This window comes from Methylomagnum ishizawai (assembly GCF_900155475.1).
In the GTDB taxonomy this organism is placed as follows: domain Bacteria; phylum Pseudomonadota; class Gammaproteobacteria; order Methylococcales; family Methylococcaceae; genus Methylomagnum; species Methylomagnum ishizawai_A.
Map to the genome: position 1 here is coordinate 880,093 of NZ_FXAM01000001.1, position 15,791 is coordinate 895,883.

At 64.2% G+C, this 15,791-nt stretch carries 13 protein-coding genes; 4 read left to right on the forward strand and 9 right to left on the reverse strand.

Features of this window, described 5'->3' with window-relative positions; translation table 11 throughout:
• Nucleotides 1–7: 7 nt before the first annotated feature.
• The 4 genes from B9N93_RS03985 to leuS all read right to left on the reverse strand — a co-directional run bounded on the left by B9N93_RS03985 (nt 8) and on the right by leuS (nt 5,645).
• The gene (locus B9N93_RS03985) at nt 8–1,270 is read right to left on the reverse strand and encodes a glutamate-5-semialdehyde dehydrogenase (protein WP_085211095.1); all 1,263 of its coding nucleotides are present in this window, start codon (nt 1,268–1,270) and stop codon (nt 8–10) included.
• Nucleotides 1,271–1,481: 211 nt separating this feature from the next.
• On the reverse strand, nt 1,482–2,516 hold the full coding sequence (gene holA, locus B9N93_RS03990; protein ID WP_085211097.1) for a DNA polymerase III subunit delta: 1,035 nt from the start codon (nt 2,514–2,516) through the stop codon (nt 1,482–1,484).
• Nucleotides 2,513–3,037, reverse strand: coding sequence for an LPS-assembly lipoprotein LptE (locus tag B9N93_RS03995; RefSeq protein WP_176225114.1), 525 nt, complete (start codon nt 3,035–3,037; stop codon nt 2,513–2,515). Before B9N93_RS03995 ends, holA begins: the two co-directional genes overlap by 4 nt.
• Before the next feature lie 4 nt (nt 3,038–3,041).
• Entirely contained in the window at nt 3,042–5,645 is a 2,604-nt protein-coding gene (leuS, locus tag B9N93_RS04000) for a leucine--tRNA ligase (RefSeq protein WP_085211101.1), read from the reverse strand.
• 185 nt (nt 5,646–5,830) lie between these two features.
• On the opposite strand from leuS, the gene B9N93_RS04005 reads away from it, so the two are divergent.
• Nucleotides 5,831–7,432, forward strand: coding sequence for a two-component system sensor histidine kinase NtrB (locus B9N93_RS04005; RefSeq protein WP_085211103.1), 1,602 nt, complete (start codon nt 5,831–5,833; stop codon nt 7,430–7,432).
• On the forward strand, nt 7,429–8,040 hold the full coding sequence (locus tag B9N93_RS04010; protein ID WP_085211105.1) for a response regulator transcription factor: 612 nt from the start codon (nt 7,429–7,431) through the stop codon (nt 8,038–8,040). The genes B9N93_RS04005 and B9N93_RS04010 overlap by 4 nt, the downstream gene beginning before the upstream one ends.
• A gap of 17 nt (nt 8,041–8,057) precedes the next feature.
• Here the strand turns inward: B9N93_RS04010 and rodA are convergent, their stop codons facing one another.
• The 5 genes from rodA to B9N93_RS04035 form a co-directional block, all read right to left on the reverse strand.
• Nucleotides 8,058–9,188 (reverse strand): rod shape-determining protein RodA, encoded by a 1,131-nt coding sequence (gene rodA / locus B9N93_RS04015; RefSeq protein ID WP_085211107.1) that lies wholly within the window; start codon nt 9,186–9,188, stop codon nt 8,058–8,060.
• Complete coding sequence (gene mrdA, locus B9N93_RS04020) at nt 9,185–11,032, reverse strand: penicillin-binding protein 2 (RefSeq protein ID WP_085211109.1); 1,848 nt, start codon at nt 11,030–11,032, stop codon at nt 9,185–9,187. The genes rodA and mrdA overlap by 4 nt, the downstream gene beginning before the upstream one ends.
• A gap of 64 nt (nt 11,033–11,096) precedes the next feature.
• A complete protein-coding gene (gene mreD / locus B9N93_RS04025; protein WP_085211111.1) occupies nt 11,097–11,585 on the reverse strand; it encodes a rod shape-determining protein MreD in 489 nt (162 codons plus the stop codon).
• On the reverse strand, nt 11,572–12,417 hold the full coding sequence (mreC, locus tag B9N93_RS04030) for a rod shape-determining protein MreC (protein WP_439897113.1): 846 nt from the start codon (nt 12,415–12,417) through the stop codon (nt 11,572–11,574). The genes mreD and mreC overlap by 14 nt, the downstream gene beginning before the upstream one ends.
• 151 nt (nt 12,418–12,568) lie before the next feature.
• On the reverse strand, nt 12,569–13,615 hold the full coding sequence (locus B9N93_RS04035; RefSeq protein WP_085211113.1) for a rod shape-determining protein: 1,047 nt from the start codon (nt 13,613–13,615) through the stop codon (nt 12,569–12,571).
• Between the two features lie 339 nt (nt 13,616–13,954).
• On the opposite strand from B9N93_RS04035, the gene gatC reads away from it, so the two are divergent.
• Nucleotides 13,955–14,242, forward strand: coding sequence for an Asp-tRNA(Asn)/Glu-tRNA(Gln) amidotransferase subunit GatC (gatC, locus tag B9N93_RS04040; RefSeq protein ID WP_085211115.1), 288 nt, complete (start codon nt 13,955–13,957; stop codon nt 14,240–14,242).
• 83 nt (nt 14,243–14,325) lie between these two features.
• Nucleotides 14,326–15,774, forward strand: a complete 1,449-nt coding sequence (gene gatA / locus B9N93_RS04045; RefSeq protein ID WP_085211117.1) for an Asp-tRNA(Asn)/Glu-tRNA(Gln) amidotransferase subunit GatA — start codon at nt 14,326–14,328, stop codon at nt 15,772–15,774.
• Nucleotides 15,775–15,791 lie beyond the last annotated feature (17 nt).

Below are 15,791 nucleotides of genomic sequence, written 5' to 3' on the forward strand. Positions count from 1 at the left end.
GCGCGGTTCAGGCCCGGACGTGGCCGTCGCCCAGCACCACGAATTTCAGCGTGGTCAGTCCTTCCAGGCCCACCGGCCCGCGGGCGTGCAGCTTGTCGGTGGAAATGCCGATCTCCGCGCCCAGGCCGTACTCGAAACCGTCGGCGAAACGGGTCGAGGCGTTCACCATCACCGAACTCGAATCCACTTCCCGCAGGAAGCGGCGGGCGCGGCCATAGTCCTCGGTGACGATGGCTTCGGTGTGCTTGGAGCTATGGCGGGCGATATGGTCCATGGCTTGGTCCAGGTCCGCCACCACCCGGATCGAGAGGATGGGCGCGAGGTATTCGGTATCCCAATCCTCCTCGGTCGCGGGAACGCAGTGTTCCACCAGTTCGCGGGTGCGCGGACAGCCGCGCAGTTCCACGCCTTTCCCGCGCAGTTGCGCCGCCAGTGCCGGCAGCAGCGTGGGCGCGACGCCTTCGGCGATGAGCAAGGTTTCCAGGGCGTTGCAGACGCCGTAGCGCTGGGTTTTGGCGTTCAGCGTGATGCGGATGGCCTTGTCGGGGTCGCAGCGGTCGTCGATGTAGACGTGGCAGATGCCGTCCAGGTGTTTGAGGATCGGGATGCGGGATTCTTCCATGATGCGCTGGATCAAGCCCTTGCCGCCACGCGGCACGATCACGTCGATGGCGTGTTCCAGCCGCAGCATCGCGCCCACGGCGGCGCGGTCGGTGGTTTCGATCAATTGCACGGCGTCGGCGGGAAGCCCGGCGGTTTCCAGCCCTTGGCGGATGCAGGCGGCGATAGCCTTGTTGGAATGGATGGCCTCGGAGCCGCCCCGGAGGATGCAGGCGTTGCCGGACTTGAGGCAGAGCGCGGCGGCGTCGGCGGTGACGTTGGGGCGCGATTCGTAGATGATGCCGATGACGCCCAAGGGCACCCGCATCTTGCCGACCTGGATGCCGGAAGGCCGATAGGTCAGCCCGGTGATTTCGCCCACCGGGTCGGGCAGGGCGGCGATTTCGCGGAGGCCGTCGGCCATGGTCTTCACGCGCTTCGCGTTGATGTCGAGGCGGTCGAGCATGGCGCTGTCGAGGCCGCTCTGGCGGCCCGCTTCCAGGTCTTTTTGGTTCTCGGCGATGAGGAAGGCGGCTTCGGCTTCCAAGGTGGCGGCGATGGCGAGCAAGGCTTGGTTCTTGGCGGCGGTCTCGGCCCGGCTGATCTGGCGGGCGGCGGCGCGGGCGTTGTGGCCGATGGTTTCGAGATAGGTTTGGATGGATTCGGTCATGGCTGGAGGGTGGGATTATTGCTCAATGGATTCAAGGGTATACGGATGTCGTTGTGCTGGAAATCCGGGGCAGTTTGATTCGCCGCGCTTGACGAGGCGTCATAGGTTTTCCTCTGGAACGGACCATCCATTGGTTTCCAAAGTCGCGATACGAAGCCCGATGACTGCCCGCGATGAATATGTGCCCCATGGAATTAACTCCTATGCCGGATTATGAATGGAGCCGATCCAAAACCGCTTTCCCAGGCGGTGCCGCCACACACAAACACACCGCCAACAACGCATCCCAAGCCTCCCCCACGCCCGCGCCCTTGATGACCCGATCCGCCTCTGCGGCCAGCAACAGGGCGCGATGCACCGTGCCCCGGTCCAGTCGCCGCAGGGCCAGCCCCAGGGTTTCCTTGCGGTTGTCCCAGACCTTGAGCTTGGCGTAGGCCGAGTCTTGGGAGGTCCCGCCCGCGATTTCCCGCAGCAGGGCCGCGACCAGCCGGATATCCCGGCCCAGCGCCCACAGCGCCACGGCGGGGGCCACGCCTTCGGCCTTGAGTCCCATCAGCACCCGGTAGGCTTTCCCGGCCTGTCCGCGCAGGACTTCCTCGGCCAGGTCGAACACATCGTAGCGGGCGCTGTTCGCCACCGCCTGGACGATCTGCTCGTCGCTCAGCTTGCCCCGGCCATGCAGGATATGCAGCTTCTCGATTTCCTGGGCGGCGGCGAGCAGGTTGCCCTCGGTGCGGGCGGCGATGAGGCGCAGGCCCGATTGGTCGGTCAACAGCCCCCGCGTGCTGAGGCGGCGGTCGATCCAGCGCAGGAGTTTCTCGCCTTCCAAGGGCCAGACCGGCAGCACCGCGCCGATTTTGTCGATGGCCTGGTACCACTTGGCCTTCTGGTCGGCGGTGGCCAGCTTGGCGGTGCTGATGACCAGGATGGCGTCTTCCGGTGGGCGCTCGGCGTAATGCAACAGGGCGGCGGTGGCGTTCTTGTCCGGTTTGGCGGGGATGCGGAGGTCGAGCAAGCGCCGCTCGCCGAACAGCGAGAAGGCGTCGGTGGCTTCCCGCAGCAAGGCCCAATCGAAACCGGCGTCGGCGTAGAACAATTCCCGGCTGGGATAGCCCTGGGCCTTGGCGGCGTGGCGCAGGGCGTCGGCGGCCTCGGTCAGTTGCAGGGGTTCGTCGCCGCTCAGGAGGTAGATCGGCAGCAGCTTGCGCTTGAGGTGTTCCTCCAACTGCTCGGGATAGAGTTTCACGTCGGGTTCGCCGTTTTGCGCTGCTGCCGGAGGGTGTAGGACACCTGCCGCAGCAGGGTCCGGGCGGCCTCCTTCTGCATTTCCTGGCGGTACATGTCTTCTTCGTAGCCTTGGCCCAGCGGCGTGGTCTGGTCGTTGAAGTAGTCGCGGCGGATTTCGAGTTCCTGTTGCGGGATCAGGATTTCACCCTTGGGGCTGCGGACATCGTAGACGACCCGGTAGGTCAGGTCGAAGGTGTTGGCGCGGCCTTGCTGGCTCAGGGTGATGGGGCGGCGGGTGTGGGCGGCCGAGGTGATGTGGACGACCGCGCTGGCGAGTCCCGGCGTCGGGGCCAACACGCCGCCGAGGTTGTTCAGCGTCTGGTTGAAGTCGCCATAGAACGGGTTCTTGTTGGTGATGCCGGAGAGGTAGAGCGTGTTTTCGAGCTTGGTGCCCGGCATTTCGCCGCGCAGGTGCCAGCCGCAAGCGGCCAGCGCCAGGGCGGCGGAGAGCGGAGCGGCGAGGCGGAGCCGTCGGGCCATGGGCTTATACCACGATGTTGACCAGTTTCTTGGGCACCACCACGACCTTCTTGGGCGGCTTGCCCTCGATGAAGCGCTGGACGTTGGCATCGGCCAGGGCGGCGGCTTGGATGGCCTCGTTCGGGGCGTCCACCGCCACGGTGATCTTACCGCGCAGCTTGCCGTTGACCTGGACCACGTATTCGAGGCTGTCCTGGACCAGGGCGGAATCATCCCATTGCGGCCAGGGCGCGGTGGCGATGGTGTCAGCATGGCCGAGTTCGGCCCACAGATGCTCGGCGATATGCGGCACGATGGGCGAGAGCATCAGCGCGACCAGTTCCAGGGCTTCCTGGCGCAGGGCGCGGCCTTGGGCGCTGGCGTCCTCGAACTTGGATAGCGCGTTCAGGAGTTCCATATTGGCCGCGATGGCGGTGTTGAAAGTGAAACGCCGCCCCATGTCGTCGGTGACTTTGCGCAGGGTTTCGTGGACTTGGCGGCGCAGGGTTTTTTGGCCTTCGTCCAGCGTGGTTTGGTCCAAAGCCGGGACCGGGCCTTCGTTGACATGCAGGGCGACCTGCCGCCACAAACGCCGCAGGAAGCGGTATGCACCCTCGACACCCGAATCCGACCATTCCAGCGATTGTTCGGGCGGAGCGGCGAACATGGTAAAGAGGCGCACGGTGTCCGCGCCGTAGCGGCTGACCAGATGCTCGGGATCGACGCCGTTGTTCTTGGACTTCGACATCTTCTCGGTGCCGCCGACCAGTACGGGCGCGCCATCGGCTTTCAGCGTGGCCCCGGTGATGCGGCCCTTCTCGTCGGTGCTGACATCGACCTCGGTGGGGCCGACATAGGCTTTCTTGCCGTGGTCCTCGCGATAGAAGGTCGGGGCTACCACCATGCCTTGGGTCAACAGGTTGGCGAACGGTTCGCCGCACTGCACCAGCCCGGCATCGCGCAGCAGCTTGTGGTAGAAGCGCGAGTACAGAAGATGCAGGATGGCGTGCTCGATGCCGCCGATGTATTGGTCCACCGGCAGCCAGTAATTGGCCCGCTCGTCGAGCATGGCCTCGCCGTTGTCGGCGCAGGCGTAGCGGGCGAAATACCAGGAGGATTCCATGAAGGTGTCGAAGGTGTCGGTTTCGCGCCGGGCCGGTTTGCCGCACTTGGGGCAATCGACGTGGACGAAGGATTCCAACCGGGCCAGGGGCGAGCCGATGCCGGTGATCTCCACGCCCTTGGGCAATTCCACCGGCAGTTGGTCGTCCGGGACCGGCACCGTGCCGCAGTCGTCGCAATAGATGACCGGCACCGGGCAGCCCCAATAGCGCTGGCGGGAAACGCCCCAGTCGCGCAGGCGGAAGTTCACTTGCTTTTCGCCCAAGCCTTTGGCCTTGAGGTCGGCGGCGATGGCGTCCACGGCGGCGTTGTAGGCGAGGCCATCGTAGGGGCCGGAGTTGACACAAACAGCCACGGATTTATCGCCGTACCAATCTTGCCAAGCCTCGACGTTGAATTCCGCGCAGCCGTCCTTGTGGCCGATGACCTGCCGGATCGGCAGGCCGTACTTATGGGCGAAATGGAAATCGCGCTCGTCGTGGGCCGGGACCGCCATCACCGCGCCTTCGCCGTAGCCCATCAGGACGTAGTTACCAACCCAGACCGGCACTTGCTCGCCCGTGATGGGATGGGTGACGGCAATGCCGGTCGCCATGCCTTTCTTTTCCATGGTCGCCATGTCGGCCTCGGCGGTGCCGCTCTGGGCGCATTCCTGGATGAAGGCGGCGAGTTCGGGATTGCTTTGCGCGGCATGGGTCGCCAGCGGATGTTCCGGGGCCACGGCGCAGAAGGTCACGCCCATGATCGTGTCGGCGCGGGTGGTGTAGACCCACAGCTTTTCTTCTTTGCCGTCCAGGGTGTAGGGGAAGGCGAAGCGCACGCCGTAGCTCTTGCCGATCCAATTGGCCTGCATGGTGCGGACTTGCTCCGGCCAGCCGGTCATGCCGTCCAGTTCGGTCAACAACTCGTCGGCGTAGGCGGTGATCTTCATGAACCACTGCGAGATTTCCTTGCGTACCACCGGCGTGTCGCAGCGCCAGCAGCAGCCTTCGATGACCTGCTCGTTGGCCAGCACGGTGGCGTCGTGCGGGCACCAGTTGACCGGCGAGGTTTTCTTATAGACCAAGCCCTTTTCCAGCAGGCGCAGGAAGAACCATTGCTCCCAGCGGTAATACTCCGGCTTGCAGGTGGCGACCTCGCGGTCCCAGTCGTAGCCGAAGCCCAAGCGTTTGAGCTGGTCTTTCATGTAGGCGATGTTGTCCAAGGTCCAATCGCCCGGCGGCACGCCTTTCGCCATAGCGGCGTTCTCGGCGGGCAGGCCGAAGGCGTCCCAGCCCATCGGTTGCAGCACGTTCTTACCGCGCATCCGTTGGTAGCGGGACATCACGTCGCCGATGGTGTAGTTCCTGACGTGGCCCATGTGCAGCCGCCCGCTGGGATAGGGGAACATCGACAGGCAGTAGTATTTTTCTTTGCTCGGGTCTTCCACGGCGCGGAACACGCCTTGCGCTTCCCAACGGCGTTGGGTGGCTTCTTCGATCTCGGAGGGCTGGTAGGTGTCGTCCATACGTCGGGATTCGGTCGGGGGATGTAAACCGGGAAGCATACTAGAGGCTAGGCGGCGGGGGCAATTCGGTGGAGCCGCGTGGTTTCATACCGCGCCGCTGCCGGGAACGGCACGATCCACCGGGTCTATGATGGAGGTTGTCCTGTCGGCACATTGCCTGGGTTTCCCTGAACGGAGAGCGCACCATGTTCCAAACCCTCCTATCCTGGTTCTTCCGCGGGGATTTCCTGCCCCATGGCAATTGCTTGATCTGGAGCCGGGGCTTGATCGAACTGCATGTGATTTCCGACGCCCTGACCGGCTTGGCCTATTACTCGATCCCGTTCGGGCTGGCCTTCTTCGTGCGGCGGCGCACCGATCTGGTCTACCGTTGGATGTTCATCCTGTTCGCCAGTTTCATCCTGGCTTGCGGCACCACCCATTTCTTCGATATCTGGGTGCTGTGGCATCCCGATTACGCCGTGCAGGGCATCTTGAAGGCGGTGACGGCGGCGGTGTCGGTGTGTACCGCCATCTTGCTGTGGCCGGTGCTGCGCCGGGCTTTGTACCTGCCCAGCCCTGCCGAGTTGGCACGGATCAACGCCCGGTTGGAGCGCGAAATCGCCTGCCACCGCGAAGCCGTCGCCCATCTGGAGGCCGAGGCCGCCGGGCGGCGGCTGTTGGAGGAAAAGCTCAGGCGCAACGAAGCCCGGTTGCGGGCCATCCTCGACACCGCCGTGGAAGGCATCGTCACCATCGACGACCAGGGCGTGATCGAACTGTGCAATCCCGCCGCCGCCCAGATGTTCGGCTACACGGTCGATGAATTGCTCGGGCGCAACGTCAACCAACTCATGCCCCAGCCCTTGCGGGAGGCGCACGATGCTCTGCTCGCCAAGACCCGGATATCCAGTCCCAACCGTAGCCTGTCTTGCGGGCGCGAATTGTCGGGCTTGCGCAAAAATGGCTCGGTGTTCCCGGTGGAAATCGCCGTCGGCGGGTTCGATGGCGGCGGCCTCCATTTCACCGGCATCCTGCGTGATATCAGCGAGCGCAAGGCTTTGGAGGACCGCCTGCAACAACAGCGGCTTGAATTGCTGCATGTGCATCGCCTCACCGTGGCGGGCGAATTGGCCGCGACCATGGCCCATGAACTCAACCAACCGCTGGGGGCCATCGCCAATTACCTGGGCGGGGCCAAGCTCCGGTTCCGCGCCGTGTTCGAGGACCATCCCCGCCTGGCCGAGGCCATCGACGAGACCTTGCGCCTGTCACAACGCGCCGCCGAGGTGGTGCATGGTATCCGCGACTTGGTCCGGCGGCGCGAGACGGGCCGGGACTGGGTGGCGGTCGAAGCCGTGGTCGATGCCGCCCTGGCCGTGGCCCGCCAGGAGTTGGCCCGGCGCAAGATCGCCGTGGTCCGGCATCTTCCCGCCGCCTTGCCGCCGGTCTGGGGCCAGCGGGTGCATTTGCAGCAGGTGTTGTTGAACCTGATGCTCAACGCCATGGAGGCGATGGAAGCCATCCCGCCCGAACGCCGCCGGCTCGCGGTGAGCGCCGGGCCGGTGTCGCCCACGGAAATCGAAATCGCCGTGGCCGATACCGGGCCGGGGTTTTCCGATGGTTTGGCCGGGACGATGTTCGAGCCTTTCGTCAGCACCAAGGCCAAGGGCATCGGCCTGGGCCTGTCGATCTGCCGCACCATCGCCGAGGCGCATGGCGGGCATATCGTGGCGGACTCGGTCCCGGACGCGGGGGCGGTGTTCAAACTGGTCTTGCCGACGGGCGACGGAAGGAGCGGGGCATGAAGGATTCCACGGTGTTCGTGGTGGACGACGACCAGGACATGCGGCAGTCGTTCAAATGGTTGATCGAATCGGTGGGCTTGCCGGTCGAGGCGTTTGTGTCGGCGGAGGATTTCCTGGCGGCCTACCGGGACGATAGGCCGGGGTGTTTGCTGCTGGATGTGCGGATGCCGGGGATGGGCGGCTTGCGCTTGTTGGAGCGCCTGCGGGAGTTGGGCTTGTGCTTGCCGGTCATCGTCATCACCGGCCACGCCGAGGTGTGGATGGCGGTGCAGGCCATGAAGGCGGGCGCGTTCGATTTCCTGGAGAAGCCGGTGACCCACCAGCAAATGTTGGACCGCATCCAGGACGCCCTGCGCCAGGACCGGGAGCGGCGGGCGCGGGCCGTGGAATGCGCCGCGTTCCGGCAGCGGTTGGCCCTGCTCACCCAGCGCGAGCGCGAGGTGCTGGACCGCATGGTGCGGGGCGAGCCGAGCAAGGCCATCGCCCTGGAATTCGGGCTCAGCGAGCGGACCATCGAGAAGCACCGCGAGAACCTCATGCACAAGATGGAGGCGCGGTCGCTGGCGCAGTTGATCCGGGGGATGGTGGAGTTCGGGCGGGAGGGGTGAGCGCGCCTGTCCTGGCTTCAGCCCCCGTTGCGCCGCTGGTGGGTCTGGATCGACATCAGCATCCCGAAGCCCGCCAGCAAGGTCACCATCGAGGTACCGCCATAGCTCACCAAGGGCAGCGGCACGCCCACCACCGGCAGGATGCCGATCACCATGCCGATGTTCACGAACACATAGACGAAGAAAGTGAGCGTCAAAGCCCCCGCCAGATAGCGGCTATAGCGGTCCGGGGCCTGCATCACGATATACAGGCAGCGCCCGAGGATGAACAGATAGATCGCCAGCAACCCCGCACAGCCCAATAGCCCGAATTCCTCGGCGAACACGGCGAAGATGAAGTCGGTGGAGCGCTCCGGCAGGAATTCCAAATGGGCCTGGGTGCCGTGCAGCCAGCCCTTGCCATAAACCCCGCCCGAGCCGATAGCGATCTTGGATTGGATGATATGGTAGCCGCGGCCCAGGGGGTCGGCCTCCGGGTTGAGGAAGGTCAATACCCGGTCGCGCTGGTAGCCGTGCATGAAATGCCAGACCACGGGCAGGAGGCTCCCGCCCAGGGCGGCCAGCCCCAGGAGATAAATCCAGGGCAAGCCGGCCAGGAACACCACGGCGGCCCCGCCCGTCCCCACCAGGACGGCGGTGCCGAGGTCCGGTTGCTTGGCGATCATGAGGGTGGGCAGCAGGATCAGGAAACCCGCCGCCAGGAGGTGCTTGAAGTTGGGCGGCGGGGCTTGGTTCGATAGGTACCAGGCGATCATCATCGGGGTCGAGAGCTTGGTCAGCTCCGAGGGCTGGAACCGGACCACGCCCAAATCCAGCCAGCGCTGCGCCCCCATGCTGATCTTGCCCATCAGCAACACCAGGGCCAGCAGCGTCACGCCCACCAGGTACAAGGCCGGGCTGTGGAATTTCAAATGGCGCGGATGGATTTGGGCGACGGCCAGCATGATGCCGGTGGCCAGTGCCAGCCGCGCCGCCTGCCGCAGCAGCACCTCCAGGCTTTGCCCGGACGAGGAATACAGGATCACCATCGCCAGCGCCGCCAGCATCCCGAGGCCGCCCATCAAGGGCAGGTCGATATGGAGCCGGCTGAGCGGCGAGGCACCGCGCCGGGCCGGGCCTAGGCGCAACTCGGGAAGGATATCGTTCATGGCCGTTCGTTGAGGTATTGATCCATGACCGCGCGGGCGATGGGCGCGGCCACCGAGCCGCCATGGCCGCCATGCTCGGCGATCACGGCGACGGCGATGCGCGGGTTCTCCGCCGGGGCGAAGGCCACGAACCAGGCATGGTCGCGCATTTCTTTAGTGATGTTCATCTTTTTGTAGTCCTGGCCCTGGCCCACGGTGAAGACCTGGGCGGTGCCGGTCTTGCCGGCCATGTGGTAGCGGAGGCCGGGCGCGATGCCCTTGGCCGTGCCCCGCTGGCTATGCACCACGTCGATCATGGCGTCGGCGATGGCCTGCCAGCGCTTGTGGTCGATCTGGCCCACGGTTTCTTCGTGGTTGCGGGGATAGGGGTTGTCCACCGCGTAGCCGGCTTTGATGCTGTCCACCAGTCGCGGTTCCACGCTGTGGCCCTGGTTGGCGAGCATCGCCACGGCGCGGGCCAGTTGCAAGGGCGTGACCTGCACATAGCCCTGGCCGATGCCGGCGATCAGGGTTTCGCCGGGGAACCATTGCTGGGTCTTGCGCTTTTTCTTCTTCCATTCGCGGGAAGGGAACAGGCCGGATTTCTCGCCTTCCAGGTCGATGCCGGTATGCCTGCCGAAGCCGAAACGGCTCATATATTCTTGCAAATGGTCGATGCCGATATGGTTGGCGAGTTCGTAGAAATACACGTCGCAGGATTGGACCAGGGCCAACCGCAGGTCCACCGGCCCGTGCCCGCCCTTGCGCCAATCGCGGTATTTGTGGTCGGAATTCGGCAGTTTGTAATAGCCGGGGCAATAGCTTTTCTTGCCGGGATTCAAATCCAGGTATTCCATCCCGGCCAGGGCCACGAACGGCTTCACGGTCGAGCCGGGCGGATAGACGCCGCGCAAAACCCGGTCGTACAAGGGTCGTTCCTTGTCGTTTTGCAGGCTGTCGTAGAGTTCCTTGCCGATGCCGTGGATGAAGGGGTTGGGGTCGAAGCTGGGCTTGCTCGCCATCGCTAGCACTTTGCCGGTGGCGGGTTCGATGGCGACCACCGCTCCCGAATATTCGCCCAGGGCGTCGAGGGCGGTTTTTTGCAGGCGGATGTCCAGCGAAAGATAAAGATCGGCCCCGGTCAAGGGATCGGTGGTGCCCAGGACCTGGATGGCGCGGCCCTGGACATTGGTCTCGTATTCCTCGTAGCCGGTCTTGCCGTGCAGGATGGCCTCGTAGCTCTTTTCCACCCCGGTCTTGCCGATATGGTAGGTGCCGCGGTATTGGGCCGGGTCCAGCACCTGCAATTCGGCCTCGTTGATGCGGCCCACATAGCCCACGGCATGGGCCGTCAAATCGGCGTAGGGATAGGCCCGCAACAGCCGGGTACGGATTTCCACGCCGGGGAAATACGGCATCTTCACCGCGAAACGGGCGATATCTTCCTCGCTGAGTTCGAGTCGCAGGGGCACGCTTTCGAAGCTCTTGCGCTGGCCGCGCTGGGTTTGGAAGCGGGCGATCTCCTCGTCGCCGATATTGATGAGCGCCTTGAGTTCGGCCAGGGTGGCCTTGAGGTCCGGCACCTGCTCGGGGACGATCTCCAGGCTGTAGGTGGCGATGTTGTCGGCCAGCACCTCGCCGTTGCGGTCGAAGATCAGGCCGCGGGAGGGGGCCAGCGGGGCGATCTTGACCTGGTTGTCGTGCGAGAGGTTGGTGTATAGCTCGTGGCCGACCACTTGCAGATAGATCAAACGCGCCACCAAGGCCAGGGTCAGCGCCAACATGCCGATGACGCTGGCGACGATACGGTTCAGGAACATCCGGTTTTCCCGGAAGTTGTCCTTGAAGATGAATTCGCGGTCCATGGGAAGCTGGGCGATAGGTTGGGGGCGGCGGCGGAGGGGGTTTATCCAAACATCCGCCCGCGCTTCAGGCGATCTTGTAGCGCCGCCGCAGATGCCGGAGCGCGATCCGCACCCAGGGCCAGACCACGGCCCCGGCCAGGGGCGGCAGCCAATAGGCGCGGGTCATGCTTTCGGCGTTCTTGATGTGCTGGGTCCAATAGACCAACACCTGCCCGGCCAACAGGAATCCCAGCACCCACAGGCATTGCTGGGGTAGCGGATACAGCCGCAGCCGCCGGTAGAAGCGTAGGCTCAGATAGGCGATCACCGAATAGGCCACGGCGTGCTGGCCCAGCATCCGCCCGGTCAGTACATCGGCGAACAGCCCGGTCAGCCAGGCCGTGCCCACGCCCACCCGTTCCGGCAAGGCCATGGTCCAGTAAATCAGGCACAACGCGATCCAATCCGGGTTGAAGATGAACCACTCGTGCGGCAGGGGCAGGATGCGCAACATCATCGCCAGCACCAGGCTGGCTCCCATCACCATGTAGGTGCGGACGTTAAGGTCGGGCATCGGCGGTCGGGCTGCGCGGGGCCGGATTGGGCACGGCCTCGGGAATCCTCGGGATGGGCTGGGAATCGCTCCATACCAGGAGCAATTCCCGGTTGCGGTCCAACTGCGCCACCGGCACGGCGCTGATCTTGGCGAAGGGGCTTTTCTGTGGGGAGATGGCCGTGACCTTGGCCACCGGATAGCCCTGCGGGAACACCCCGCCCATGCCCGAAGTCACCAGCAAATCGCCGACCTGCACATCGGCGTTGCTGGGGAGGTAAGGGAGGGCCAGCCGGTCGATCTGGCCGGTGCCGAGCGCGATGGTCCTCAGGCCGTTGCGGTTGATCTGGACCGGGATGGCGTGGCTGGGGTCGGTGATGAGCATGACCTCGGCGGTCTGCGGCGTGACCCTGAGGACTTGTCCCACCACGCCATTGCCGTCGAATACCGCTTGCTGCGGATGCACGCCGAAGCGGCTGCCCTTGTTGACCACCACCACATGTTCGTAGGGCACGAGGTTGATCGACAGGAGTTCGGCGATCAGGACTTGCTCGCCCACCTTGAACGAAGTATCGAGCAAGCCCCGCAGCCGGATGTTCTCCTGTTCCAGCGCGGCGAATTTCAGCAGCTTGGTTTTGAGGACCAATTGCTCGTCGCGCAGCCGTTGGTTCTCGGCGGCGAGGTCGGTATAGCTGGAAAGCGTGTCGATGGCTTTGCGGACCAGGTGTACGGGGGAATTGACGGCCTGCTGCAAGGGATAGATCAAGGTCGCGAACGGGAGCCTGAGTCCTTGCCAAGCGCCGTGCTGTTCGATGGTCAACAGCACCAAGCCCGCCGCCACGCAAGCGGCCAACCTGATGTTGAGGGAATAGCCGGTGGTGAACAGTCTTTTGCTGGGCCGGCCCTCTGCTTCAAACGGTCCGTTCAGATGGGTGCTCCCTTGAAGTGTGTCGCGGATGGTCGGAGGAGGGATGCCCCGCGTCTTCGACCTTGGAGGAACGGGATTATTCCAGCGAGAACACGGCCGAACCCTTCTCGTCCAGCAGTTCCAGGATTTTGCCGCCGCCACGGGCGACGCAGGTCATGGGGTCTTCGGCGATGTGGACCGGGAGGCCGGTTTCCTCGGCGATCAGGCGGTCGATATCTTTGAGCAGGGCGCCGCCGCCGGTGATATAGATGCCGCGGTCGGCCACGTCGGCCCCGAGTTCCGGCGGGGTTTGTTCCAGCGCGACCTTGACCGCGCCGACGATGCCTTGCAGGGGTTCCTGGATGGCTTCCAGGATTTCGTTGCTGTTGAGGACGAAGCTGCGCGGCACGCCTTCCGATAGGTTGCGGCCCTTCACTTCGATTTCCCGCACTTCGCTGCCGGGGTAGGCCGCGCCGATCTCGTGCTTGATGCGCTCGGCGGTGGCCTCGCCGATCAAGGTGCCGTAGTTGCGGCGCACATAGTTCATGATGGCGTCGTCGAGGCGGTCGCCGCCGATCCGCACCGAGGCCGAATAAACGATGCCGTTGAGTGAAATCACCGCCACTTCGGAAGTGCCGCCGCCGATGTCCAGCACCATGGAGCCGCGGGCTTCGTCCACCGGCAATCCCGCGCCGATGGCGGCGGCCATGGGTTCCTCGATCAAGTACACCTCGCGGGCGCCGGCCCCGGCGGCGGATTCCTTGATGGCGCGGCGCTCGACCTGGGTCGAGCCGCAAGGCACGCAGACCAACACCCTGGGGCTGGGCCGGAACAGTTTGTTGCGGTGGACCTTGTGGATGAAGTACTGGAGCATTTTCTCGGTGACGGTGAAGTCGGCGATGACGCCGTCCTTCAGGGGGCGGATGGCGGTGATGTTGCCGGGGGTGCGGCCCAGCATGGACTTAGCGGCGGCACCCACCGCCGCGATGGTTTTCTGGCCCCGGTTGCGGTCTTCGCGGATGGCGACCACCGAGGGTTCGTTCACCACGATGCCTTGGCCGCGGATATAAATCAGGGTATTGGCGGTCCCGAGGTCGATGGAAAGATCATTGGAAAAAAAACCCCGGAGATGTTTGAAGAACATAGAATGGATGGCGCGTAAATTGTTGTAATTTAACAAGCCGTAGCGGCTGGGGGCAAGCAGTATAGCCGCATAAGCCGACAGTTTCGGGTCGGAGAGGAAGTTAGGAATCCTCTTGTGGATTCCGGGTTCATCGGGGTCGGCCCGCCCTAAAACAGGGCGTTCGGACAGGGTCGCCGGTTTGACCGGCTTGGCGGGTTTCCCGATAATTGACTGAGAATTCATCAGGACTCGATGCCGGATCGGCAACGGTTGTCCGCGCTTCCCGCCGCCGCAAAGAGGTGGCCCGGTCGTGGCGCTGTGCCATTTCCCTTAGATTCTAAACGCCAAGAGACCCCCCGCATGTCCCTGACTTCCGAAAATGTGAACAAAATCGCATGGCTGGCCCGGTTGGCCATCGATCCCGACAAGACCGAAGCCTACGCCCGCGACCTGTCCGGCATCCTCGATCTGGTGGCCCAGATGGAGGCGGTGGACACCGACACGGTGCCGCCCATGGCCCATCCTTTGGACCAAGCCCAACGGCTCCGCCCCGACGAGCCGCTCGAACCCGATCAACGGGCGCGGTTCCAGGCCCATGCGCCCTTGGTCGAAGCCGGACTTTATCTGGTGCCCAAGGTGATCGAATAAGGGTGAATCGTAGATTCCAGTCCTGTCCCAAGTTTGGGATGGGAACGGTCCCTTAATATCCCCTTTGCTTTCTGGAATTTTCCATGCACGACAAAACCATCGCCGAATTAGCCTTGGGCTTGCGGAATAAAGAATTCAGCAGCGTCGAGTTGACGCAAGCCTTCCTGTCCCGCATCCAGCGCTACGACGGCCAGCTTAACAGCTTCATCACCGTGACCCAGGACAGCGCCTTGGCCGCAGCGAAGGCCGCCGACGAGCGGATCGCCCGTGGCGAGGCCGGACCCCTGACCGGCGTGCCCCTCGGCCAGAAGGACATCTTCTGCACCCAGGGTGTCCGCACCTCCTGCGGCTCCAAGATGCTCGACCGTTTCATCTCGCCCTATGACGCCACCGTGGTGGAGCGTTTCAAACAAGCCGGGACCGTGATGCTGGGCAAGCTCAACATGGATGAGTTCGCCATGGGTTCCTCCAACGAAACCAGCTTCTACGGGCCGGTCAGGAATCCTTGGGATACCGGCACGGTGCCGGGCGGTTCTTCCGGTGGTTCGGCGGCGGCGGTGGCGGCGCGGTTGGTGCCGGGCGCGACCGGCACCGATACCGGCGGTTCCATCCGCCAGCCCGCCTCGTTCTGTGGCATCACCGGCATCAAGCCGACCTATGGCCGGGTGTCGCGCTGGGGCATGATCGCCTTCGCCTCCAGCCTGGACCAGGGCGGCCCCATGGCCCGCACCGCCGAGGATTGCGCCCTGATGTTGCGCACCATGGCCGGGTTCGATCCCAAGGACTCCACCAGCGTGGATTTGCCGGTGCCGGATTATGCCGCCTGTTTGAATGGCAGCTTGGAAGGCTTGCGGATCGGCCTGCCCAAGGAATTCTTCGGCGATGGCCTGGACGCCGATATCGCCCGCCTGATCCACGCCGCCGTGGCCGAATACGAAAAGCTGGGCGCGACGGTGAAGGAAATTTCCCTGCCCAATATGCATTTGTCGGTGCCCGCCTATTACGTGGTCGCGCCCGCCGAGTGTTCGTCCAATCTGGCCCGCTTCGACGGTGTGCGCTACGGCCATCGCTGCGAGAATCCCAAGGACTTGAAGGATTTGTACATGCGTTCCCGCGGCGAGGGCTTCGGGGCCGAGGTGCAGCGCCGCATCCTGATCGGCACTTACGCGCTGTCGGCGGGATATTACGACGCTTATTACCTCAAGGCGCAGAAGGTGCGCCGCCTCATCAGCGAGGATTTCAAGCGGGCGTTCCAGGAGGTCGATGTCATCCTGGGACCGACCGCGCCTTCGGTGGCGTTCCGTTTCGGCGAAAAGACCGCCGATCCGGTCGCCATGTACCTGTCGGATATTTACACCATCGCGGTGAATCTGGCCGGTTTGCCGGGCATGTCGATCCCAGTGGGCTTTTCCAATGATCTGCCGGTGGGGATGCAGATCATCGGCGATTATTTCGCGGAAGAGCGCTTGCTAAACGTGGCGCACCGTTATCAGCAGGTCACGGATTGGCATCGGCAAGCGCCGGCCTTGTGAAGATCGACTAGCCGGGC